At 68.4% G+C, this 22,951-nt stretch carries 22 protein-coding genes; 18 read left to right on the forward strand and 4 right to left on the reverse strand.

What is annotated here, in order from left to right:
* Positions 1 to 7: 7 nt before the first annotated feature.
* Entirely contained in the window at positions 8 to 847 is an 840-nt protein-coding gene (sigI, locus tag FHU31_RS12015; RefSeq protein WP_167158538.1) for an RNA polymerase sigma factor SigI, read from the forward strand.
* On the opposite strand, the gene FHU31_RS12020 is transcribed toward sigI, so the two are convergent.
* Together FHU31_RS12020 and FHU31_RS12025 are read right to left on the reverse strand one after the other, a co-directional pair.
* Positions 838 to 2,523: a cytochrome c biogenesis protein DipZ gene (locus FHU31_RS12020; RefSeq protein ID WP_167158540.1), complete on the reverse strand. Its 1,686-nt coding sequence runs from the start codon at positions 2,521 to 2,523 to the stop codon at positions 838 to 840. The genes sigI and FHU31_RS12020 overlap by 10 nt on opposite strands.
* A gap of 104 nt (positions 2,524 to 2,627) precedes the next feature.
* On the reverse strand, positions 2,628 to 3,305 hold the full coding sequence (locus FHU31_RS12025; RefSeq protein ID WP_167158541.1) for a fasciclin domain-containing protein: 678 nt from the start codon (positions 3,303 to 3,305) through the stop codon (positions 2,628 to 2,630).
* 163 nt (positions 3,306 to 3,468) lie between these two features.
* Between FHU31_RS12025 and dxr the strand changes: the two genes are divergently transcribed.
* The 6 genes from dxr to FHU31_RS12055 all read left to right on the forward strand — a co-directional run bounded on the left by dxr (position 3,469) and on the right by FHU31_RS12055 (position 10,528).
* Positions 3,469 to 4,647, forward strand: coding sequence for a 1-deoxy-D-xylulose-5-phosphate reductoisomerase (gene dxr / locus FHU31_RS12030; protein WP_167158543.1), 1,179 nt, complete (start codon positions 3,469 to 3,471; stop codon positions 4,645 to 4,647).
* On the forward strand, positions 4,644 to 5,879 hold the full coding sequence (locus FHU31_RS12035) for a M50 family metallopeptidase (RefSeq protein WP_167158545.1): 1,236 nt from the start codon (positions 4,644 to 4,646) through the stop codon (positions 5,877 to 5,879). The genes dxr and FHU31_RS12035 overlap by 4 nt, the downstream gene beginning before the upstream one ends.
* A gap of 25 nt (positions 5,880 to 5,904) precedes the next feature.
* The gene (ispG, locus tag FHU31_RS12040; protein ID WP_167158547.1) at positions 5,905 to 7,062 is read left to right on the forward strand and encodes a flavodoxin-dependent (E)-4-hydroxy-3-methylbut-2-enyl-diphosphate synthase; all 1,158 of its coding nucleotides are present in this window, start codon (positions 5,905 to 5,907) and stop codon (positions 7,060 to 7,062) included.
* Between the two features lie 57 nt (positions 7,063 to 7,119).
* Positions 7,120 to 7,974: a GNAT family N-acetyltransferase gene (locus FHU31_RS12045; RefSeq protein ID WP_167158549.1), complete on the forward strand. Its 855-nt coding sequence runs from the start codon at positions 7,120 to 7,122 to the stop codon at positions 7,972 to 7,974.
* A 97-nt stretch (positions 7,975 to 8,071) separates the two neighbouring features.
* A complete protein-coding gene (locus FHU31_RS12050; RefSeq protein ID WP_167158551.1) occupies positions 8,072 to 9,889 on the forward strand; it encodes a penicillin-binding transpeptidase domain-containing protein in 1,818 nt (605 codons plus the stop codon).
* A 48-nt stretch (positions 9,890 to 9,937) separates the two neighbouring features.
* Complete coding sequence (locus tag FHU31_RS12055; RefSeq protein ID WP_090356727.1) at positions 9,938 to 10,528, forward strand: DUF1707 SHOCT-like domain-containing protein; 591 nt, start codon at positions 9,938 to 9,940, stop codon at positions 10,526 to 10,528.
* On the opposite strand, the gene FHU31_RS12060 is transcribed toward FHU31_RS12055, so the two are convergent.
* Positions 10,525 to 10,902: a PaaI family thioesterase gene (locus tag FHU31_RS12060; protein ID WP_090356725.1), complete on the reverse strand. Its 378-nt coding sequence runs from the start codon at positions 10,900 to 10,902 to the stop codon at positions 10,525 to 10,527. The genes FHU31_RS12055 and FHU31_RS12060 overlap by 4 nt on opposite strands.
* A gap of 101 nt (positions 10,903 to 11,003) precedes the next feature.
* Here FHU31_RS12060 and map point away from each other — a divergent pair, with 101 nt between their 5' ends.
* The 4 genes from map to FHU31_RS12080 all read left to right on the forward strand — a co-directional run bounded on the left by map (position 11,004) and on the right by FHU31_RS12080 (position 14,640).
* Complete coding sequence (gene map / locus FHU31_RS12065; protein WP_090356723.1) at positions 11,004 to 11,861, forward strand: type I methionyl aminopeptidase; 858 nt, start codon at positions 11,004 to 11,006, stop codon at positions 11,859 to 11,861.
* A complete protein-coding gene (locus tag FHU31_RS12070) occupies positions 11,858 to 13,342 on the forward strand; it encodes a cobyric acid synthase (protein WP_263988027.1) in 1,485 nt (494 codons plus the stop codon). The genes map and FHU31_RS12070 overlap by 4 nt, the downstream gene beginning before the upstream one ends.
* 9 nt (positions 13,343 to 13,351) lie before the next feature.
* Positions 13,352 to 14,014, forward strand: a complete 663-nt coding sequence (locus FHU31_RS12075; RefSeq protein ID WP_167158555.1) for a hypothetical protein — start codon at positions 13,352 to 13,354, stop codon at positions 14,012 to 14,014.
* A gap of 62 nt (positions 14,015 to 14,076) precedes the next feature.
* On the forward strand, positions 14,077 to 14,640 hold the full coding sequence (locus tag FHU31_RS12080) for an alpha/beta fold hydrolase (RefSeq protein ID WP_167158557.1): 564 nt from the start codon (positions 14,077 to 14,079) through the stop codon (positions 14,638 to 14,640).
* A gap of 24 nt (positions 14,641 to 14,664) precedes the next feature.
* Here FHU31_RS12080 and FHU31_RS12085 read toward each other — a convergent pair whose 3' ends face one another.
* Complete coding sequence (locus tag FHU31_RS12085; RefSeq protein ID WP_167158559.1) at positions 14,665 to 16,239, reverse strand: amino acid permease; 1,575 nt, start codon at positions 16,237 to 16,239, stop codon at positions 14,665 to 14,667.
* Positions 16,240 to 16,418: 179 nt separating this feature from the next.
* Between FHU31_RS12085 and FHU31_RS12090 the strand changes: the two genes are divergently transcribed.
* From FHU31_RS12090 to nicT, 7 genes are read left to right on the forward strand one after another with little or no spacing between them, the layout of a single operon-like run.
* Positions 16,419 to 17,780, forward strand: coding sequence for a glutamine synthetase family protein (locus FHU31_RS12090; protein WP_167158561.1), 1,362 nt, complete (start codon positions 16,419 to 16,421; stop codon positions 17,778 to 17,780).
* Between the two features lie 7 nt (positions 17,781 to 17,787).
* Positions 17,788 to 18,516, forward strand: coding sequence for a gamma-glutamyl-gamma-aminobutyrate hydrolase family protein (locus FHU31_RS12095; protein WP_167160945.1), 729 nt, complete (start codon positions 17,788 to 17,790; stop codon positions 18,514 to 18,516).
* Positions 18,513 to 19,883, forward strand: coding sequence for an aldehyde dehydrogenase family protein (locus FHU31_RS12100; protein ID WP_167158563.1), 1,371 nt, complete (start codon positions 18,513 to 18,515; stop codon positions 19,881 to 19,883). The genes FHU31_RS12095 and FHU31_RS12100 overlap by 4 nt, the downstream gene beginning before the upstream one ends.
* A gap of 19 nt (positions 19,884 to 19,902) precedes the next feature.
* Positions 19,903 to 20,676 (forward strand): 3-oxoacyl-ACP reductase, encoded by a 774-nt coding sequence (locus FHU31_RS12105; protein WP_090356707.1) that lies wholly within the window; start codon positions 19,903 to 19,905, stop codon positions 20,674 to 20,676.
* A 53-nt stretch (positions 20,677 to 20,729) separates the two neighbouring features.
* Complete coding sequence (locus FHU31_RS12110) at positions 20,730 to 21,476, forward strand: FadR/GntR family transcriptional regulator (protein ID WP_167160947.1); 747 nt, start codon at positions 20,730 to 20,732, stop codon at positions 21,474 to 21,476.
* A 20-nt stretch (positions 21,477 to 21,496) separates the two neighbouring features.
* Entirely contained in the window at positions 21,497 to 21,826 is a 330-nt protein-coding gene (locus FHU31_RS12115) for an ArsR/SmtB family transcription factor (RefSeq protein ID WP_090356706.1), read from the forward strand.
* Between the two features lie 48 nt (positions 21,827 to 21,874).
* The gene (gene nicT / locus FHU31_RS12120) at positions 21,875 to 22,945 is read left to right on the forward strand and encodes a Nickel transporter NicT (RefSeq protein WP_167158565.1); all 1,071 of its coding nucleotides are present in this window, start codon (positions 21,875 to 21,877) and stop codon (positions 22,943 to 22,945) included.
* Positions 22,946 to 22,951 lie beyond the last annotated feature (6 nt).

The following is a 22,951-nucleotide window of genomic DNA, read 5'->3' on the forward strand; positions in this document are numbered from 1 at the left end:
TAACACCATGACCGACTCGATCGACACCGCCTGGCGCGAGCAGCACGCCTACCTGGTGAACCTCGGCTACCAGCTGCTCGGCGATATCGGCGACGCCGAAGATGTTGCGCAGGAGGCGTTTCTGCGGCTGGCCCGGGCGGGCGAGCCCGTCGAGGACGTGCGGGCCTGGCTGACGGTGGTGACGGGCCGGTTGTGTCTGGATCTGCTTCGCTCGGCGCGGGTGCGCCGCGTCCACCTCGGCGGGGACAGCGCCACGGCGACGGTCCCCGACCCCGCGCCGGGCCCCGCCGACCGGGTCACGCTGGACGACGAGGTCAGCGCGGCGCTGCTGGCGGTACTGCGCATGCTCAGCCCGGGGGAGCGGGTCGCGTTCGTGCTGCACGACGTCTTCGGGGCACCGTTCGAGGAGATCGCCACCACCGTGGGCCGGCCGGTGGGCACCTGCCGGCAGCTGGCCCGCCGGGCCCGGGCCAAGGTCACCGGGGCAGGACCCGGCCTGGTGGAGGTGACCCGGGCCGAGCACCGCCACGTCACCGAGGCGTTCATCACGGCCTGCGCCAACGGCGACCTGACCGCGCTGACCGCGGTGCTGGACCCCGAGGTCTGGGGGGTGGGCACGGTGCTGGCCGATCCGCCCGTGCCCGCACAGGTGAATCACGGGCGGCACGATGTCGCGGTGAACCTGCTGCGCTACCTGGGGCCGGGCGCCACCGTGGTGTGCGCGGCCGAACCGGTGCTGCTGGCCTTCGACCGCGGCCGGTTGTTCGCGGTGGTGGTGCTGACGTTGCGCGGCGAGCGGGTCATGAAGATCGAAGCCACCGCCGACCCGGCCGCCCGTCAACCGTAGGTGAACGAATACGCCTGCAGGCCCTGGGATAACGTCACGTCGAGATGGCCGGGCCCGGTGGAGTCGCCCGCGACGATCTGCCGCATGTTGGGTGGTCCGCGCACGGGGATGCGCCGGGTGCCGCCGGTGGTGGTCACCTCGACGGTGCCGGTGCCGCCGACGACGAGATAAACGTTGCGGGCGTGGTAGTTCAGCGCGATCTGGGCGCCGTAGGCCGCGGCGGTGGCGCCCTGGTAGTCGAGTCGCCACGGGCCGCGCAGGGCGAAGGTGTCGTCGGCCAGACGGGCCGGGAGATCGAAGGTCGCGGTGCCTTGGTCGTAGGTGCCGGTGCCGCCGTAGTTCACCACTTTCCCCACGCTGAGGTAGGTCTCCGGGGTGAGCTGCGAGCGGGGGGTGGTGTCGGGTGCGCCGGTCGGCGGGGGCAGGGTACGGTCCGGATGGGCCTGGGAGAGCAGCTCTCTGATGAGTTTCTCGGTGACGTCATAGTCGCCCTCTCCGAACTTCACGTGCCGGACGGTGCCGTCGGCGTCGATCAGGTAGTGGGCGGGCCAATAGCGGTTGCGGTAGTTGGTCCAGGTGGCGTAACCGTTGTCCAGCGCGACGGGGTAGGTGATGCCCAGATCGCGGGCCCCGCCCGCGACGTTGGCCGGAACCCGTTCGAAGGCGTACTCCGGGGTGTGGACACCGATGACGTCGAACCCGGCGTCCCGGTAGGCGCGGTACCAGTCGGTGACGTGCGGGATGCTGCGCTGGCAATTGATGCACGAATAGGCCCAGAAGTCGATGAGCACCACCTTGCCGCGTAGGGCCGCGAGGTCGACAGCGGAGTTCCCCGGTGTGTTCAGCCACGCCGTGATGCCCTTGATATCCGGTGCCGGGCCGCAACTTTCGAGTTCGGGTGCGCCGTCGGAGCAATTGGACAGCGCGGCATTCTGGTCGTTGACGATCCCGCCCAGGTTGAGTGTGTCGCGGATCTGCCGGTCGCCGCCGACGGCATCGGACAGCGCTGCCGCGTAGTCGGGTACGACACGCTGCAGGTGGGCCGGAAGGTCGAACACCAGGGCCACCGCCAGCGCGAGGGTGACGAGGCCGGCCGAGACGCGGATGCCACGCTGGCGGCGGCGGAAGGCACCGACGCGTGCGCTCACCCGCCGCCCGGCCAGCGCGAAGAAGAGCAGCGGCAGTGCCGCGCCGATCGCGAACGAAGCGGTGAGCGCCACCGTGGGCAACCCGATATTGCCGGTGGCGCCGGCCAGGATGATCGCGGCCAGCACCGGCCCCGCGCAGGGCACGTACAACACGCCCAAGGCCAGACCGAGCCCGAAACCCGAAGTTCCGGAACCGAATTGCCGTTGCGGCAGCCGGGCGAACGGTTTCTCCAGAATCGCCTCGAACCGGGGGAAGATCAACCCGATACCGATGGCTGTCAGGGCGGCCAGCGCCACCCATCGCAGCGCGTCCTGCGGGAGATTCAGCAGCGACAACACCGCCGAACCGGCCAGGGTCACGGCGGTGAAGCTCAGCACCAGGCCGGCGATCACCAGATAGGGCCGGCGTGCGGAGGTGGGTCCACTCTGGGTGCCGGAGAAGAAGATCACCGGTAGTACCGGCAGGATGCACGGCGAGATGCCGGTGATCAGACCGCCGAGAAGACCGATGGCGATGACGGTGAGCATGCGCGCGACTTCCCGATCGATCCAGGCACGTGCGGCGCCCCGAGTGCCACGGGGGGGTGCGAATCGGGACGCCGCACGTGGGTTCTGTGGTGCTGCAGCGGGACTCAGGCCGGTGGCATGAGCACGGTGTCGATCATGTAGACGGTGGCATTGGCGGTCTTGACGCCGCCGCACACCAGGCCCGCGTCGTTGACCTTGAGCCCCGGACCCGATCCGGTCACGGTGACGGTGCCGCCCTGGAGCGTCTTGTGCTGTCCGGTGACCTGCATGGGGCTGGCCTGCCCCTCGACCACGTGATAGGTGAGGATCTTGGTCAGCAGATCCGAATCGGTTTTGAGCTTGTCCAGGGTGGCCGCGTCGATCTTGGCGAAGGCGTCATCGGTCGGCGCGAACACGGTGAGACCGGGGTTACTGTTCAGCGTGTCGACCAGGTTGACGTTCGGATTGAGCTTGCCCGACAACGCCGAGGTCAGCGTCGTGAGCATGGGGTTGTTCGAGGCGGCCACGGCAACCGGGTCCTGTGCCATCCCGGTGACCGAACCGGGCCCGCTGGGCACCTGCTGCGCGTAGGCGGCGCACCCGTTGCCGACCAGACCGGCGGCGGGATCGGCCATCGCCGAAGTCGCCGCGGGCGAGGTCATCGGAGTCATGCTCGCCGAGGTGCTGGTTTCCGGTGCGGCACTGGCGTTCGTGGACGAATCCTTCGCACACGCAATACCGCCGAAGAGGGTGACCGCCGAAAGACCGATCACCGCGAGTGTTTTCGATTGAGTTCTGTTCATCACTGTTGTCACTCGAATCTGTTCCGGAGCGGTCTTTTGGGCCGCCCTCACCGATGTATTCGGTGCGATGTGCGGCCCGGATGGGTGACCTGCCGAGCCGGCGTGACACGACGCATCCGGCGTCGATTCCGCCGGGGGTGATCCCACGCGGCACAATGGGACGGTGACGAACGTCGGAGGGCAGGAACGCGTACGGGTGCTGCTGCTGGGCAGCACCGGTTCCATCGGCACCCAGGCGCTCGAGGTCATCGCGGCCAACCCGGATCGCTTCGAGGTGGTGGGTCTGGCCGCCGGCGGCGGCAACGCCGAGCTGCTGGCCCGTCAGGCCGCCGTGACGGGGGTGCGCAATGTGGCCGTCGCCGACCCCGACGCCACCATCGAGGCCACCTACCGCGGGCCCGACGCGGCCACCCGCATCGTCGAGGACACCGAGGCCGACGTGGTGCTCAACGCCCTGGTCGGTGCGCTCGGACTGAAGCCGACCCTGGCCGCCCTGCACAGTGGGGCCCGGCTGGCACTGGCGAACAAGGAGTCACTGGTGGCCGGCGGCCCCCTGGTGCTGGCGGCCGCCGCGCCCGGGCAGATCGTGCCGGTGGACTCCGAGCATTCGGCGCTGGCGCAGTGCCTGCGCGGCGGTAGCGCCGACGAGGTCGCCGCCCTGGTGCTGACCGCGTCGGGCGGCCCGTTCCGCGGTTGGTCGGCGGAGGCGCTGACCAGCGTCACCCCCGAACAGGCCGGTGCGCACCCGACCTGGTCGATGGGACCGATGAACACCCTGAACTCGGCGTCATTGGTCAACAAGGGGCTGGAGCTGATCGAGACGCATCTGCTGTTCGGCATCGATTACGACCGCATCGAGGTCGTGGTGCATCCCCAGTCGATCGTGCACTCGATGGTGACGTTCACCGACGGCTCGACGCTGGCGCAGGCCAGCCCGCCCGATATGAAACTGCCCATCGCGCTGGCCCTGGGCTGGCCGGACCGGGTGGCCGGGGCCGCGCAGGCCTGCGACTGGAGCACCGCGTCGACGTGGACGTTCGAACCGCTGGACGCGCAGGTGTTCCCCGCGGTGGAGCTGGCCAGGGAAGCCGGGAGGCGGGGCGGTTGCCTCACCGCGGTCTACAACGCGGCCAACGAGGAGGCCGCCGAGGCCTTCCTCGCCGGGCGTATCGCTTTCCCCTCGATTGTGCGAACTGTTGCCGACGTGCTGCACGCCGCAGACCAGTGGGCCGCCGCACCCGCTACCGTGGAAGAAGTACTCGACGCGCAGGACTGGGCCAAGGCCGAAGCCAGGCGCCTGATCCGCACCGAATCGACGCAGGAGGTCACCGCAGCCCGATGATGTTCGCTATCGGCATCGCGCTGTTCGCGCTGGCCATCCTGGTCTCGGTGGCCCTGCATGAATGCGGGCACATGTGGGTGGCCCGCGCCACCGGCATGAAGGTGCGCCGCTATTTCGTCGGCTTCGGTCCCACCCTGTGGTCGACCATGCGGCCGAACAAGCTCGGCTACACCGAGTACGGCGTCAAGGCCGTCCCGTTGGGCGGATTCTGCGATATCGCCGGCATGACCTCGGTCGAAGAGCTCGCCCCCGACGAGCAGCCTCACGCGATGTACAAGCAGAAGGTGTGGAAGCGCGTCGCCGTGCTGTTCGCGGGCCCCGGGATGAACTTCGCCATCGGCCTGGCGCTCATCTACGCCATCGCCGTCATCTGGGGCCTGCCCAACCTGCACCCGCCGACCACCGCGGTCGTCGGTCAAACCGCTTGTGTGGCACCGCAGATCAGCAAAGGCGGGGACAACCCGTTCGGCCCGTGCCCGGAACCGGGCCCCGGCCCGGCCGCGCTGGCGGGCATCAAGGCAGGCGACACAATCGTCAAGGTGAACGGCACCGATGTGGCGACCTTCGCGGATATGGCCGCCGCCGTCCGTAAGCTCTCCGGCCCGGTGCCGATCGTCTACGAACGCGACGGTGAGCGGATCGCCACCGTCGTCGACGTCACCCAGACCCAGCGCTTCGCCGACAAGGACGCCGACAAGACGATCGCCGTCGGCGCCATTGGGGTGAGTGCGGCGCTGCCGCCGGGCCCCACCCGGTACAACCCGCTGACCGCCGTCCCGGCCACCTTCTCGTTCACCGGTGACCTCGTCGTCGAACTCGGCAAGTCGCTGGCCAAGATCCCTACCAAGGTCGGCGCGCTGGTGCACGCCATCGGTGGCGGCGAGCGCGACCCCGAGACCCCGATCAGTGTGGTGGGCGCCAGCATCATCGGCGGCGACACCGTCGACCACGGCCTGTGGGTGGCGTTCTGGTTCTTCCTGGCCCAGATGAACTTCGTGCTCGGCGCGATCAACCTGTTCCCGCTGCTGCCCTTCGACGGCGGGCATATCGCGATCGCGGTGTTCGAGAAGGTCCGCAACATGATCCGCACGGCGCGCGGCAAGGTGGCCGCCGCGCCGGTCAACTACCTCAAACTCATGCCCGCCACCTATGTGGTGCTGGTCTTCGTTGTCGGATACATGTTGTTGACCGTCACCGCCGACCTGGTCAATCCCATCAGACTGTTCCAGTAGTCGGACCCTCAAGTTTGGAGATGAAGTGACATCCATCGGCCTGGGTATCCCAGCCCCACCGCCGCCCGTTCTGGCGCCGCGTCGCAAGACCCGCCAGCTCAAGGTGGGCGATGTGGGGGTGGGCAGCGACTCGCCGATCTCGGTGCAGTCGATGTGCACCACCAAGACCCATGACATCAACGCGACGCTGCAGCAGATCGCCGAGCTGACCGCGTCGGGCTGCGATATCGTCCGGGTCGCCTGTCCCCGGCAGGAGGACGCCGACGCGCTGCCGATCATCGCGAAGAAGGCGAACATCCCCGTCATCGCCGATATCCATTTCCAGCCGAAGTACATCTTCGCCGCCATCGACGCCGGCTGCGCGGCGGTGCGGGTGAACCCCGGCAACATCAAAGAGTTCGACGGCCGGGTCAAAGAGGTGGCCAAGGCCGCGGGCGCGGCGGGCATCCCGATCCGGATCGGGGTCAATGCCGGGTCGTTGGACAAGCGGATGCTGGAGAAGTACGGGAAGGCCACCCCGGAGGCGCTCGTCGAATCCGCGCTGTGGGAGGCCTCGCTGTTCGAGGAGCACGGCTTCGGCGATATCAAGATCAGCGTCAAGCACAACGACCCGGTGATCATGGTGGCCGCCTACGAGCAGTTGGCCGCCCGGTGCGACTATCCGCTGCACCTGGGTGTCACCGAGGCCGGCCCCGCCTTCCAGGGCACCATCAAGTCCGCGGTCGCCTTCGGTGCGCTGTTGTCGCGCGGGATCGGCGACACGATCCGGGTGTCGCTGTCGGCGCCGCCGGCCGAGGAGATCAAGGTCGGCAACCAGATCCTGGAATCGCTGAACCTGCGTCCGCGCGGCCTGGAGATCGTGTCCTGTCCGTCCTGCGGGCGCGCCCAGGTCGATGTGTACACGTTGGCCAACGCGGTGTCGGCGGGACTGGACGGGCTCGATGTGCCGTTGCGGGTGGCCGTGATGGGTTGCGTGGTGAACGGCCCCGGCGAAGCCCGCGAAGCGGATCTGGGTGTGGCGTCGGGTAACGGCAAGGGGCAGATCTTCGTCAAGGGTGAAGTGGTCAAGACGGTGCCCGAGGCGATGATCGTGGAGACCCTGATCGAGGAGGCCATGCGCATCGCGGCTGAATTGGACCCCGGGGCAAGTGCCACCGGTTCGCCGGTTGTCACCGTAAGCTGAATCAGGCCCCTGTGAGCGGGGTCACCCTCCGGCTCCGGTAGCTCAGAAAGAACCAACATGTCGGCTCCGCCCCTCTACCGCCTCACCGATGAGCGCCGTGTCTCGGTGGTGCGTGACCTGGATTCCGTACGTGTGGTTCTGGACGACGACCCGGTCGGCGCCTGTATGGTCGCGTGCCGGGTACTCGACTACGGTGTCGACCCGAACGCCATCGGTGGTGAGTTGTGGACGCGGCGCCGGGTCACCGAATCCCTGTGTTACGCGGGGGCCAATCTCATTCCGCTGCGCGGCGGTCCGGACGATATCGCCGCGTTCGCCGACAAAGCCCTCAGCGCGCCGCGGCGATGTTCGTCACTGGTCGGACGGGCCGAGATGGTGTTGCCGCTGTGGCGGCGGCTCGAAGCCGGCTGGGGTTCGGCCCGCGACGTGCGCGACGAGCAACCGCTGATGGCGCTGTCGACTGCGCCGCTGTGCGCCGTCGACCCTGCGGTGCGGCCCGTCCGGATGGAAGAGCTGGACGCCTACCTGGTGGCCGCCATCGAGATGTTCATCGGTGAAGTGGGGATCGACCCGCGGATGGGCGACGGCGGACGCGGCTACCGGCGGCGCGTGGCCGGTCTGATCGCGGCGGGCCGGGCCTGGGCCCGCTTCGAGGACGGTCAGGTGGTCTTCAAGGCCGAGATCGGTTCGCAGTCGCCGACGGTGGGCCAGATCCAGGGTGTCTGGGTGCATCCGCAGTGGCGTGGGCGGGGACTGGGCGCCGCGGGTACCGCCACCCTGGCCGATGCGGTGTTGCGCAGCGGGCGCATCGCCAGCCTCTACGTCAACGGTTACAACCATGTCGCGCGCGGCGCGTACGCCAAGATCGGCTTCACGCAGGTGGGCACCTTCGCGACCGTGCTCCTGGACTGACAGAACCGCAGCTCGCGTCTCCGTCTCGAACCCATCACGGTCCGGTCTCGGTGCGCCTCCGGCCCAGCCGGTCGCCACAGTTTTAACATTTGCCTCAATGGCAACTATCACCACACCGGTCTCGCGCATTGCGGCGGCCGTCATGGCCGTCGTCGCGACGGCGACGACGCTGAGTGCCTGCACCCCGAAGCCCAATGGTCCCGAGCCCACCGCCGAAGCGTTCTTCGCCGCACTCGCCACCGGGAACACCACGGCCGCGGCAGATCTGGCCGATCACCCGGCGCAAGCCCAGGCCGCGCTGAACGAGGCGTGGTCGGGGCTGCAGGCCACCCGGCTGGACACCCAGATCCTGGGATCCAAGTACGCCGAGGACACCGGCACCATCAAATATCGCTACAGCTGGCACCTGCCCAAGGACCGGGTGTGGACCTACGACGGCGAACTGAACATGATCCGCGAAGAGGGGCACTGGCAGGTGCGCTGGAGCGCCACCGGGCTGCATCCCCAACTGGGCGAGAATCAGACCCTGGCGCTACGGGCCGACCCGCCCCGGCGGGCCTCGGTCAACGAGCGCGGGGGCACCGACGTCCTGGTTCCCGGCTACCTGTACCACTACGCGCTCGATGCCCGGGTGGCCGGTGCGGCTCTGATGCCGACGGCCCGCGCCGTGGTCGATGCGCTGCGACCGTTCGACAACACCTTGGATCCGCAGCGGCTGGCCGAAGAGGCCAGCTCGTCGACCACCCCGCTGGACCTCATCACGCTGCGCACCGATGACAACGACCGGGTGTCGGCGGCGATCGGCCGGCGCCCAGGGGTGGTCATCACCCCGCAGCCCGCGATGATGCCCACGGACGCGAAGTTCGCACCGGCCATCGTCTCGGAGGTCAAGAAGGCGGTGTCCACCGATCTGGTGGGCCAGGCCGGGTGGCGGGTGGTCAGCGTCAATCAGAACGGCGTCGATGTCGACGTCCTCAACGAGGTGCCGGGCACGCCGGCGCCTTCGGTGACGATCAGCCTGGACCGCGCGGTGCAGAACGCGGCGCAGGATGCGGTGAACATGGTCGGCAAGAAGGCGATGATCGTGGCGATCAAGCCGTCGACGGGCGAGATCCTGGCCGTCGCCCAGAACGCCGCCGCCGACGCCGACGGGCCCACCGCCACCATGGGCCTGTACCCGCCGGGATCGACCTTCAAGATCATCACCGCCGGCGCCGTCGTCGACCGGGACATGGCCACGCCGAACACCTTGCTCGGCTGCCCGGGGTCACTGGATATCGGACACCGGACCATCAACAACTACAACACCTTCGACCTGGGCACGGTGCCCATGTCGCGGGCGTTCGCCAACTCGTGCAACACCACGTTCGCCGAGCTGGCCAGTACTCTCCCGCCCCGCGGCCTGAACCAGGCCGCCGCCCAGTACGGCCTCGGTCCGGACTATGTGGTGGACGGCATCCCCACGGTGACCGGTTCGGTGCCCCCGACGGTGGATCTCACCGAACGCACCGAGGACGGCTTCGGTCAGGGCAAGGTGCTGGCCAGCCCGTTCGGGATGGCCTTGGTCGCGGCCACCGTCGCGGCCGGGAAAACACCTGTGCCACAACTGATCCTGGGGCGCCCGACGCAGGTCAACGGGACGGCGGCGCCGATCTCGCCGAAGATGCTCGACGCGCTGCGGCCGATGATGCGGCTGGTGGTGACCAACGGCACCGCCAAGGAGCTCAACGGGCTGGGCGATGTCCGCGGCAAGACCGGTGAGGCCGAGTTCAACGGCGGGTCGCATGCCTGGTTCGCCGGCTACCGCGGGGATATGGCCTTCGCCGCGCTGATCGTCGGTGGTGGCAGCTCGGAATACGCGGTCCGGATGTGCCGGGACATGCTCAAAGGCCTGCCGCCGGACTACCTGGCCTGATCTCGCGCCGCCCGCGCAGTAGCCTGACTGCTGGAGGATGCAGGGGCGATGACAGGTATTGACGATTACGCGACCATGCGGGTGTCCGATGCGGACCGCAACGGCACGCTGCGGCGGCTGCACAATGCGGTGGCGCTCGGGCTGATCGATATCGGCGAGTTCGAGGAGCGCTCGGCGCTGGTCTCCCAGGCCCGGCTGCACACGGATCTGGACGCCCTCGTCGGTGACCTGCCCGGGCCCGGCGCCATCGTCACCTCGGCCGCCGACCGGGTGGAACTGCGCGGTGTGATGGGTTCGCTCAAGCGGCAGGGGGAGTGGGTGGTGCCCACCCGGCTGGCCCTGCACCGGCGGATGGGTTCGGTGGATCTGGACCTGACCCGGGCGCGCTTCGCCGGTCCGATGATCGTGGTCGAGCTCGACCTCAAGTTCGGCGGACTCGACATCCGGCTGCCCGACGGTGCCAGCGCCTCGATCGACGATGTGGAGGTGGTGGTGGGCAGTGCCAACGATCACCGCCGGGATGCGCCGGCCGAAGGTACGCCGCATATCGTCTTCACCGGCAAGGTGGTCTGCGGTTCGGTGGATATCCGCGGACCGCGGCGCTCGTGGTCGCCGCCGCGGTTGCGGCGCCGCACCTAGCGCGGCTCGAGCACCGCGAACGTCAGGGTGGCCCTGGCCGCCAGCCGGTTGCGGTCGAGATCGGTGACATCCACGGCGGTGACGATGAGCCGTCGGCCCGCCCGCACGATCGTCGCCTCGGCACGTGCCCTGCCCATGACCGGCGCCAGGAAATGGATGTTCAGATCGGCGGTGGTGACGTCGTGACCGACGCCGGTATGCCGCCCGGCGAGGATGCCCGCGGCGATGTCGATGAGGGTGGCCACCAGGCCGCCCTGCAGCGCGCCGCGCACATTCGCCAGATCGGGACGGTTGTCCATCTCCATCACGAGCCGGTCCCCGGTCGACTCGACCTCGACGTAGTCGAGCCGGTGCAGGATGTGCTCGTCGTTCACCGCCGTACGGTAACACCATTACCGCGAGCGGAGAGTCCGCTTCTACCCGGGGTGTCCGGCCTGACCCCGGTGTCGGTCGCGATCTCGGTAGGCTGACCGCCATGCCTGTTCGCGCGCCCCTTCGGTCCGGCGAGTTGTCCCCGACCCTTCCGGTGCCCAAGTCGATCCCGCGCCCGGAGTACGCGTGGAAGCCGACCGCCGTCGAGGGCCACGAACCCTGGGTGCAGACGCCCGAGGTGATCGAGAAGATGCGGGTGGCCGGCCGAATCGCCGCGGGTGCGCTCGCCGAGGCCGGGAAGGCGGTCGCCCCCGGCGTCACCACCGATCACCTGGACCGGGTGGCCCACGAGTACATGATCGACCACGGCGCCTATCCGTCCACGCTGGGCTACAAGGGATTCCCGAAGTCCTGCTGCACCTCCCTGAACGAGGTGATCTGCCATGGCATCCCGGATTCCACCGTCATCGAGGACGGTGACATCGTCAATATCGACGTCACCGCCTATATCGACGGGGTGCACGGGGACACCAACGCCACCTTCCTGGCGGGTGACGTGTCCGAGGAACACCGGCTGCTGGTGGAGCGCACGCACGAGGCGACCATGCGGGCCATCAAGGCGGTCAAACCCGGCCGCCAGCTCTCGGTGGTCGGCCGCGTCATCGAGGCCTACGCGAACCGCTTCGGCTACAACGTCGTTCGCGATTTCACCGGACATGGGATCGGCACCACGTTCCACAACGGTCTGGTGGTGCTGCACTATGACCAGCCGGCCGTCGAGACGGTGATCGAGCCCGGTATGACGTTCACCATCGAGCCGATGATCAACCTCGGTGCGCTGGACTACGAGATCTGGGATGACGGCTGGACGGTGGCCACCAGGGACCGCAAGTGGACCGCGCAGTTCGAGCACACTCTGGTGGTCACCGCGGACGGCGCCGACATTCTCACCCTGGTGTGAGTGCACTGCTGGTCGCCGGGACCACCTCCGACGCCGGTAAATCGATGGTCGTCGCCGGCCTGTGCCGACTGCTGACCCGCCACGGGATACGGGTGGCCCCGTTCAAGGCGCAGAACATGAGCAACAACTCCGCCGTCACGGTCGAGGGCGGCGAGATCGGCCGGGCTCAGGCGATGCAGGCCCGTGCCGCAGGCCTGGCGCCCAGCATCCGGTTCAACCCGATCCTGCTCAAGCCCGGCAGCGACCGGACCTCCCAACTGGTGGTGCGCGGCCAGGTCGCCGGCACCATGGCTGCCGGCGATTACTTCACCCGCCGCAGCGAGCTCGCCGGTGTGGTCGCCGACGAATTGGCCTCACTGCGAGCCGAATTCGACGCCGTCATCTGCGAGGGTGCGGGTTCGCCTGCCGAGATCAACCTGCGCGCCAGTGATCTGGCGAATATGGGCCTGGCGCGTGCGGCCGGGCTCGCGGTGCTGCTGGTCGGCGATATCGATCGCGGGGGCCTGCTGGCGCACCTGTTCGGTACGGTGGCGGTGCTCGAACCCGAGGACCAGAAATTGATCAGTGGGTTCCTGGTCAACAAGTTCCGCGGCGACCCCGCGTTGCTGGCCCCTGGACTGGACCAGCTCGAGGCGCTGACCGGACGGCCCACCTACGGCGTGATCCCGCACCTCGACTCGCTGTGGATGGACACCGAGGATTCGCTGTCGGTGACCGCCGGCGCGACCCTCGGTGAGCCGGTGCCACCGCGCGGGTCCGAATGGCTGCGGGTGGCCGCGGTCCGGTTACCGCGCATCTCCAACTCCACCGATGTCGAAGCGCTGGCGTGTGAACCCGGTGTGCTGGTGCGCTGGGTCGCCGACCCCGGCGATATCGGCGACGCCGACGTGGTGGTCCTGCCGGGCAGTAAGGCCACGGTATCGGACCTGGCGTGGCTGCGGGAGCGTGGACTGGCCGCCGCGGTGGTGGGGCATGCCGCGGCCGGCCGGCCGGTGCTGGGCGTGTGCGGCGGATTCCAGATGCTGTGCCGCCGGATCGACGACCCCGTCGAGTCGCGGTCCGGGACGGTCGAAGGCCTCGGACTGCTGGACGCCGATATCGTGTTCGATCCTGCGAAGACGTTGCGGCACTGGGAGACTCCGCTGCACGGGTACGAGATTCACCACGGGCAGGTGCGCCGGTCCGGTGAGCAGGACTGGCTCGGGGTGGGGATCCGCCGCGGCGCGGTGTTCGGGACCCACTGGCATGGCCTGCTGGACAACGACGATGAGCGCCGGGCCTGGCTCACCGAAGCCGCCGCCGCGGCGGGTCGCACCGGATTCGTCGTGGCCGCGGACACCGACGTGCAGGCCCGGCGCGACGCCCAGCTGGACGTGATGGCAGATGCGCTGGCCGCGCATATCGACCTCGAGGCAGTTCTGGGTCTGCTCGGCGGTCCGCCGCGGCGCGCGGTCATCGCCAGCGCGCTCACCAGTGGTTAATCTGAGCCGATGATCGCACGCCTGCTGGTCCCGGCGATGCTGATCGCGCTCATCCACAGTGGATGCGCCCACGTCGTGACGGGGACCGCCACCTGGCCGGGCGCACGGCTGGAGGCGGTACTGCTCACGTCGGCGGACTTCGCACCCGGAGTGCGCTATGACCGGATAGTCGAACGACCCGGCGAACCTGACGGCACTGGCGGACCGCCGGCGATGCTGTCCACCCCGCAAGGGTGCAGTGACGGTTTCACCCGGGTGATCGCCGCGACGGCCGAACGCGGCCCGGGTAGTGCGGCCAAGTACACCGTCAGCTACGACGGTGTCCGCATGCTCGTCACCGTGCTGAGCCGGCCACTCGATCTGGATGCGATCGCGGCGACGGCGCAGCGATGCGCGCACTACGAAACCTTCTTCGACCGGTCGTCGCCGGGAATACCGATGACCACCACCGGTCTGACCACCGAGCGGCCGGGCGCGCTCGTCTTCGAGCAGACCATGCAGCTCAGCGGCGAGCGCACCAGCGTGTACTCCTCGTTCGAAAACGTGGACGGGATGGCGGTTTTCGCGGTCGGCTTTCCGACGCCCGACCCAGCCATCACGGCCAAGGGCACCTTGCCGCAGACCTTCCTGCACGTGACCGGCAAACAGGCCGCCCGCATCGGGCAGCGCTGACGGCCGGTGCCAGACCGGCTAAAACGGCCGCGCCGGACCCGTACATGTCCTAGCGTGACGCAATGCCCTCGACCATGGTGACCGTCGACGGGGTGCCTGTCGCTGTCGAGGTGGCGGGCCCCGACAAGGGCGGGGTGGTGGTGCTGCTCGGCGCCGCTGCGCCCGGTGCCCGCGCCTACGACGCCGTGTGCCAGCGCCTGCATACCGCCTCGCTCCGGACGATCGTCATCTATCCCGACCCTCAGTTGACGGCCAAAGCGGTGGTGGGGGTGCTCGATGCCCTCGGGGTGCGCTGGGGTCTGCTGGTGGGCGATCGGTTCGGCGGCGAACTGGCCTGGGAACTGGCGGCGACGCGGCTGGATCGGTTCATCGGGCTGGTGGTGATCGACCGGGGACATCCACGGGTCGCCGATCAGTCCGGCGTCGTCCGTAACGAACACTGTCCGCCGGTGGAACTGAACACCACTGTGCTGGTGAGCAATCCGGCCGCGCGTGCGGTGGCACAGGCCAGCCAGCGCTACGTCTACGGTGAGTACCGGCAGGTGGAGCTGGTCAGCCGGCGGAACGCGGGCGAGTCCACCGCCCAGGTCGCCGCCGAGATCGTGATGCGCACCAGCACGTGGTAGGGGAATGATCCGTAGGCGGGCCGGTCAGACCCCGTCGTCGACCAGGGCCTCGCCGCTGAGGTCGACCTGCTTGACCGGTCCGGTGAACCAATGCCGCACCGACAGTTGCCAATAGATCGCGAGCAGCAGCAGGACGACGCCCACCAGGATCGGGGTGTAGTTGACGAACTTCAACTCGAAACTGGGATCCCAGGGTGCGCCGCCGATCGAGGTCGGGAACATCGCGATGATCGAGGTGACGACGATCTCGGCCAGCGCCAGCGGCGCCATCCACTTGTGGTGACCGCGCAGGTTCCATTTGCCCAGCGGGAAGTCGTCGCCGGCCTTCCAGCGGTAGTAGATCGGCACCGCGAAGCACAGGTAGAGCCCGACCACACCGATGGACACCACGGCGAAGAACGCAACCGGGACCGGTGCGCCGTTGATGTCGACCTTGACCAGCGCGGGCAGCGTGATGATCGCGGCGATCACAGCGGTGACGATGACCGCGTTGGCCGGTACCCGCTTGGCGTTGACCTTGGACCACAGCTGGTGGCCGGGCACCGCACGGTCGCGGCTGAACGCGAACAGCATCCGCGATGCGCTGGTCTGGCAGGCGGTGGTGCAGAACAGCTGGCCCGCCGTGGAGATCAGCAGCACGATGCCGACCCACTTCGAATCCATGGCCTGGGTGAAGATGGTGGCGACCGCGCCGCCGCCCGCCGTCACCCCGTCGACGTCCTGGACCGCGAAAAGGAAGGTGAGCAACAGGATCCAGCCGCCGATGGCGGAGTAGAAGATCGAGCGCCAGATGCCTTTGGCGGCACCGTCGGCCGCGCTCTTGGTCTCCTCGGACAGGTGGGCCGACGCGTCGTATCCGGTGATCGTGTACTGCGTGAGGATCGCCGACATCGGCAGCACGAAGAACAGGAACCCCAGCCCCGAGGTCGACCCGCCGAAGAAGCCGGTGTTGTTGACCGTGGTGGCGAACACGGTGGAGAGGCTGGCGTGCCGGGTGGGGATCAGCCACAGGATCGCGATGACGATCACCGCGCCCGCGACATGCCACCACACCGAGATGTTGTTGATCACGGCCAGCAGGTGCGAGGAGAAGATGTTGATGGTCGCGACGATCACCAGAATCACCAGGAACATGACGAAGACCCTGGTCAGGCTGTATCCGGAGGCCCATGTCTCGCTGAAGGTGCTCAAGGTCAGGTCGAGGAAGGTGGCGCTGCCGTACGCCACCGACGCCAGGATGGCGATCAGGCCGACGAGATTGAGCCAGCCGGTGTAGTAACCGGCCTTGGGGCCACCGAGTTTGGCTGCCCACCAATAGATTCCACCGGATGTCGGGAATGCCGAGACCAACTCGGACATACACAGCCCGATCATCAGGATGAAGACCGAGATGATCGGCCAGCCCCAGGCGATGGCCGCCGGTCCACCGTTGTTCCAGCCGAGCCCGAACGAGGTGAAGCAGCCGGCCAGGATGGAGATGATCGAGAACGAGATGGCGAAGTTGGAGAATCCCGACCACGACCGGTGCAGTTCCTGGGCGTAACCCAGGCTGGCGAGATGCCTCTCGTCCTCATCGAGCAGTTCGTGGCCTTCGGGCACGGTGTTCTCCTCAACGTCGTCTTTCGGGGCAGGCCCCTTGATCTAGGGGGAGAATAGGCCGCTATTGGTCTGCTGTCCTACCTTTGGCGTGACAGATGTGTAAATCTGTAGGTGAATGATGCTGCCCTGCGCTACTCACATGGCGGTAATGGTTGACTTCTCGTCGTAGAGAGGACGTCATGCTGACGCAGATCGAACTCGAACGTCTCGTCGCCGACGGTGAGATCGACACCGTCATCGTCGCGTTCACCGACATGCAGGGCCGCCTCACCGGCAAACGGGTGTCGGCCCGGTTGTTCGTCGAGGACGTCGCCGCCCACGGCGCCGAATGTTGCAACTACCTGCTTGCCGTCGACGTGGACATGAACACCGTCGACGGGTACGCCATCTCCAGCTGGGAGACCGGCTACGGCGATATGGTCATGACGGCCGATTTCAGCACCCTGCGACTGCTGCCCTGGCTGCCCGGCACCGCCTTGGTGATGGCCGATCTGTCGTGGGGTTCTGGTGGGCCCGACGGTCGTCCCGTGGTCCAGGCGCCGCGCACCATCCTGCGCGGGCAGCTCGACCGGCTCGCCGACCGGGGGCTGGCGGCCTTCGTCGGCACCGAACTGGAATTCATGGTGTTCGACGACAGCTACCGGGCCGCCTGGGCGGCCGATTATCGCGGGCTGACGCCGGCGACCGACTACAACGTCGACTACGCGATGCTGGCCTCGACCCGGATGGAGCCGCTGCTGCGCGATATCCGGCGCGGGATGGAAGGCGCCGGGATGTACTGCGAGGGGGTGAAAGGGGAATGCAATCTCGGCCAGCAGGAGATCGCGTTCCGCTACGCCGACGCGCTGGTCACCTGCGACAACCACACGATCTACAAGAACGGCGCCAAGGAGATCGCCGACCAGCACGGCAAGTCGCTGACGTTCATGGCGAAATACGATGAGCGCGAAGGCAACAGCTGCCACATCCACCTGTCGTTCCGGGGGGCCGACGGCACCGCGGTATTCGCCGACGACGCCGACCCCGACGGCATGTCGGCGATGTTCCGCAGCTTCGTGGCCGGCCAGCTGGCGACCCTGCGTGAGCTGACGTTGTTCTACGCGCCGAACATCAACTCCTACAAGCGTTTCGTCGACGGCAGCTTCGCGCCCACCGCGGTGGCCTGGGGTATGGACAACCGCACCTGCGCGCTGCGGGTGGTCGGGCACGGTCACGGGATGCGGATGGAATGCCGCGCGCCCGGCGGCGACGTGAATCAGTACCTGGCCGTCGCCGCCCTGATCGCCGGCGGGTTGCACGGTATCGAGCAGGGCCTGGAACTGGAACCGGCATGTACCGGTAATGCCTACAGCGGTGGGGCCCCACGCCTGCCCACCACCTTGGCCGAGGCGGCCGATCTGTTCGCGGGATCGGCGGTGGCCCGGGCGGCCTTCGGCGACGACGTCGTCGACCACTACCTCAACAATGCGCGTGTCGAACTGACGGCCTTCAACGGCGCCGTCACGGATTGGGAAAGGAGACGCGGCTTTGAGCGGCTCTGACGCCGGAATGAGACCCGTCATCGGGCTGACCACCTATCTGCAGCAGGCGCAGACGGGGGTGTGGGATGTGCAGGCCAGTTTCCTGCCGGCGATCTACATCGAGGGCGTCAACCTCGGCGGCGGGACGGCGATGCTGCTGCCGCCGCAGCCGGCCGGCGCCGCGGTGGCCGAGCGGGTGCTCGACGGTGTCGACGGACTGATCATCACCGGTGGTCGCGACGTCGACCCGCAAAGCTATGGCCAGCAACGGCATCCGGCCACCGACGAGCCGGCCGGTCCGCGCGACGAGTGGGAGTTCGCGCTGCTGGCGGTCGCCCTGCGCCGCGGTATGCCGGTGCTCGGCATCTGCCGCGGCGCCCAGGTGCTCAACGTGGCCCTCGGCGGCACCCTGCACCAGCACCTGCCCGATGTGCTCGGCCACACCCGCCACCAGCAGGGCAACGCGGTGTTCTCCACCTCCGCCGTGCACACGGTTCCCGGAACCCGGCTGGCCGCCCTCATCGGCGAGTCCTCGCACGCCCAGTGCTATCACCACCAGGCCATCGACCGGCTCGGTGACGGGTTGATCATCAGCGCTCAGGAGACCGCCGACGGGGTGATCGAAGCGGTCGAGCTGCCCGGTGAGCAGTTCGTCGTCGCGGTGCAGTGGCATCCCGAGGAACGGCTCGACGACCTGCGCCTGTTCGCCGGCCTGGTGCAGGCCGCCACCAGTTATGCGTCGGAAAGGGTTTCATGAGCGTCACCGAGGTCGTCAACCCGGCCACCGAGGAGGTGCTGCGTACCGTCGATCTGCTCGACGTCGGCGCGGTCGATGACGCGGTGGCACGCGCGGTGTCGGCGCAGCGTCGCTGGGCCCGGCTGGCGCCCGCGGAACGGGCCGCGGGATTGCGCGCCTTCGCCGCGACCGTGGACGCCCATATCGACGAACTCGCGGCGCTGGAGGTCGCCAACTCCGGGCATCCGATCGGCCAGGCCGAGTGGGAGGCCGGCCATGTGCGCGATGTGCTGACCTACTACGCGGCCAGTCCGGAACGCCTGTCCGGCAAGCAGATTCCGGTCGCCGGAGGCCTGGACGTGACCTTCCACGAGCCCCTCGGTGTGGTCGGGGTGATCACCCCGTGGAACTTCCCGATGACCATCGCGGCCTGGGGGTTCGCCCCGGCGCTGGCCGCCGGGAACGCGGTCGTGCTCAAACCGGCCGAATGGACGCCGCTCACCTCGATCCGGCTCGGTCAGCTGGCCCTTGAGTCAGGGTTGCCATCCGGGCTTTTCCAGGTGCTGCCCGGCGCGGGAACGGTGGTGGGGGAGCGATTCGTCACCCACCCCGAGGTGCGCAAGGTGGTGTTCACCGGTTCCACCCGGGTCGGCACCCGGGTGATGGCGGGGGCGGCCGCACAGATCAAACGGGTCACGCTGGAGCTGGGCGGCAAGAGCGCCAACATCATCTTCGACGACTGTGATCTGGAGCGCGCCGCCGCCACGGCACCCTACGGTGTGTTCGACAACGCCGGTCAGGACTGCTGCGCTCGCAGCCGGATCCTGGTGCAGCGCAACGTCTACGACCGGTTCATGGAACTCCTCGAACCCGCCGTCAAGGGTGTGGTGGTCGGCGACCCGACCGTCCGCACCACCGAGATGGGACCGTTGGTGTCCAGACCGCACTGGGAGTCGGTGTCCGCCTATGTTCCCGATGACGCGCCGGTGGCCTTCCGCGGATCGGCCCCTGCGGGCGCCGGGTACTGGTTCGCGCCCACCGTGCTCACCCCGGAGCGCACCCACCGCACGGTGACCGAGGAAATCTTCGGGCCGGTGGTGACGGTGCTGCCGTTCGAGGACGAGGCCGATGCGATCGCCCTCGCCAACGCCACCTCCTACGGGCTGTCCGGGTCGATCTGGACCGACAACGTGTCGCGGGCCCTGCGGGTGTCGCGCGCGGTGGAGGCGGGCAACCTCAGCGTCAACTCGCACTCGTCGGTGCGCTACACCACCCCGTTCGGCGGCTTCAAACAGTCCGGCCTGGGTCGCGAGCTGGGCCCCGACGCGCCGCTGTCCTTCACCGAGACCAAGAATGTCTTCTTCGCCGTGAGTGAAGCGGACAGTTGAGCCAGCAGAGGAGTGCCAGATGGATCTGACCCAGCGACTGAAGGACAAGGTCGCCGTCATCACCGGGGGTGCGAGCGGTATCGGATTGGCGACGGCCAAGCGGATGCAGGCCGAAGGCGCCGTCGTCGTCATCGGTGATATCGACCCGGTCACCGGGCAGGCCGTCGCCGATGAGCTGAACGTCACGTTCGTGCAGGTCGACGTCTCGGACGAAGCCGCGGTGGATCGGCTGTTCGACACCGCCTTCGAGGTGCACGGGGGAGTCGACATCGCCTTCAACAACGCCGGGATCAGCCCACCCGACGATGATCTGATCGAGAACACCGAGCTGCCGGCCTGGCAGCGGGTGCAGGACATCAACCTCAAGAGCGTGTATCTGTGCTGCCGGGCGGCCCTGCGCCATATGGTGCCCGCCCAGAAGGGCTCGATCATCAACACCGCGTCGTTCGTCGCGGTGATGGGTTCGGCCACCTCACAGATCTCCTACACCGCGTCCAAGGGTGGGGTGCTGGCCATGTCACGCGAACTCGGGGTGCAGTTCGCCCGCCAGGGCATCCGGGTCAACGCCCTGTGCCCGGGACCGGTGAACACGCCGCTGCTGCAGGAGCTGTTCGCCAAGGACCCCGAGCGCGCCGCGCGCCGGCTGGTGCACGTGCCGGTGGGCAGGTTCGCCGAGCCCGAGGAGCTGGCGGCCGCGGTCGCGTTCCTCGCCAGCGACGACGCCTCGTTCATCACCGGATCGACCTTCCTGGTCGACGGTGGCATCAGTGGCCACTACGTCACTCCGCTCTGAGCCGGCACAGTAAGTTTCGACAGATGTCCGTGTCCGATCCGATGTCCGATCCGATGCCGGATCCACTGCCCGCACGTGAGCGCCCCGCCGCGGAGGCGGCGGCATCCTCACTGCTGCGCCCGGTCCGGCTGGGCAACGCCTTCGAGGACACCGTCGGGCGGCTGCTGGAGACCATCCGGCTCGGTGTGCTGGCGCCGGGGGAATCCCTGCCGCCGGAGCGGGAACTGGCAGCGCGGCTCGGGGTCAGCAGGGACACCGTCCGCGAGGCCATCAAGTCCCTGGCCGACGCCGGCTATCTGGTCTCCAAGCGCGGGCGTTACGGCGGCACCTTCCTGGCCACCGAGATGCCCGTCCTGCCCACCGGCGCCGAGCGGCCGGGGATCACCCGGGAGGAGATCGACGACGCGGTGCGGCTGCGGGAGATCCTGGAGGTCGGCGCGGCGCGGATGGCGGCGGGGCGCAGCCTGACCGCCGTCGACAGGGAGAGACTCTGGTCCCGCCTGCGCGACGTGCGCGGCGCCGACCCCGACGACTACCGCAGGCTCGATTCCCGACTGCATCTGGCGATCGCCGAGGCCGCGGGATCACCGTCGCTGGTACCGCTGGTGGCCCAGAACCGGATGCGGATCAATGCCCTGCTGGACCAGATCCCGCTGTTGTCGCGCAATATCGCGCACTCCGACGAACAGCACGAGTCCATCGTGATGGCGATCCTGGCCGGGGACGCCGAGGGCGCCGGGGCGGCGATGGCGGCCCATATCGCCGGCTCGACCGCGCTGCTGCACGGTTTCCTGGACTGACGTTCACTACGATTCATCGGGTGACCGATACCGGGGACCCCGCCGTCGTGCAGCGCGCATCCGCCGCGCTGTCCGATGTCGACACCGGTGGCTGGGCCCGGCGCTTCGATCTGCTCTCCGATCAGCATCGCCTCGAGATCCTGCTGTCGCTGCACCGGGCTCCCGGCATCTGCGTCAGCGATCTCGCCGCGGCACTGGGCCGTTCGGAGAATGCGGTGTCGCAAGCCCTTCGAGTGTTGCGCGATCAGGGCTGGGTCACCAGCACCCGGGTCGGCCGGATGGTGACCTACCGGCTCGACGACGATGTGGTGCACGATCTGCTGCACTGGATCGGCGCCCGGCATTCCTGATCATCTGTTCATCTGGACAGGTGTGCCCGGGCGTCCTACGCTCCGTTGATGGCCTCGCGCTTCGATCGCCCCGACGTGATCTCGATCGCCACTCTCGGCGGTGTGGTCCTCGCGCTCCACGTATTCGGCTGGGGCGTGCTCATTTTCGGGGTGGCACCCCAGCACATCACGTTGGGCTCGGCCGGTGTGTTCGGGGTCGGGCTCGGGCTGACGGCGTACCTGCTCGGGGTGCGGCACGCCTTCGACGCCGACCACATCGCGGTGATCGACAACACCACGCGCAAGCTGGTGGGTGAGGGAACCCGGACCTTGTCGTCCGGGTTCTGGTTCTCGCTCGGGCATTCCAGTGTGGTGTTCGGCCTGGCGTTCCTGCTGGCGCTCGGCGTGCGCGCCGTCGTCGGCCCGGTCCAGGACGAGAGCTCGGCGATGCTGCAGACCTTGGGCCTGATCGGCTCGGTGGTCGCGGGCACCTTCCTGATCCTGATCGGGCTGACCAATCTGGCGGCGGTGGTCGGTATCGCCAAGGTCTTCCGGGCCATGCGCAGCGGTGCGCTCGACGAGACCGAACTCGAGCGGCAGTTGCACCGCCGCGGCTTCCTGGCGCGGTTGCTCGGCAGGGTGATGGACCGGGTCAGCAAGCCGTGGCACCTGTACCCGGTCGGGTTGTTGATGGGTCTGGGATTCGACACCGCCACCCAGGTGGCGCTGCTGGTGCTGGCGGCCGGGGCGGCGGCGTTCACTCTGCCCTGGTATGCCGTCCTGGTGCTGCCGGTGCTGTTCGCCGCGGGGATGAGCCTGTTCGACAGCCTGGACGGGATCTTCATGGCCCGCGCCTACGGCTGGGCGCTGCTCAAGCCGATCCGCAAGGTGTACTACAACCTCACCGTCACCGTGCTCTCGGTCTTCGTCGCACTGGTCATCGGCGTGATCGTGCTGACCGGTCTGCTCGTCGACCGGCTGGGGATCACGTCGGGCCCGCTGGCCGCCGTCGGTTCGGCCGACCTGGAATTCGTCGGCTTCGTCATCGTCGGGCTGTTCGTGGTGACCTGGCTGGTCTCCCTCGGGATCTGGCGTTTCGGCCGGATCGAGGAACGCTGGGAGGCCGTGCCGGGAGCCTGACCACCT

Source organism: Mycolicibacterium fluoranthenivorans, from assembly GCF_011758805.1.
Taxonomy (GTDB): domain Bacteria; phylum Actinomycetota; class Actinomycetes; order Mycobacteriales; family Mycobacteriaceae; genus Mycobacterium; species Mycobacterium fluoranthenivorans.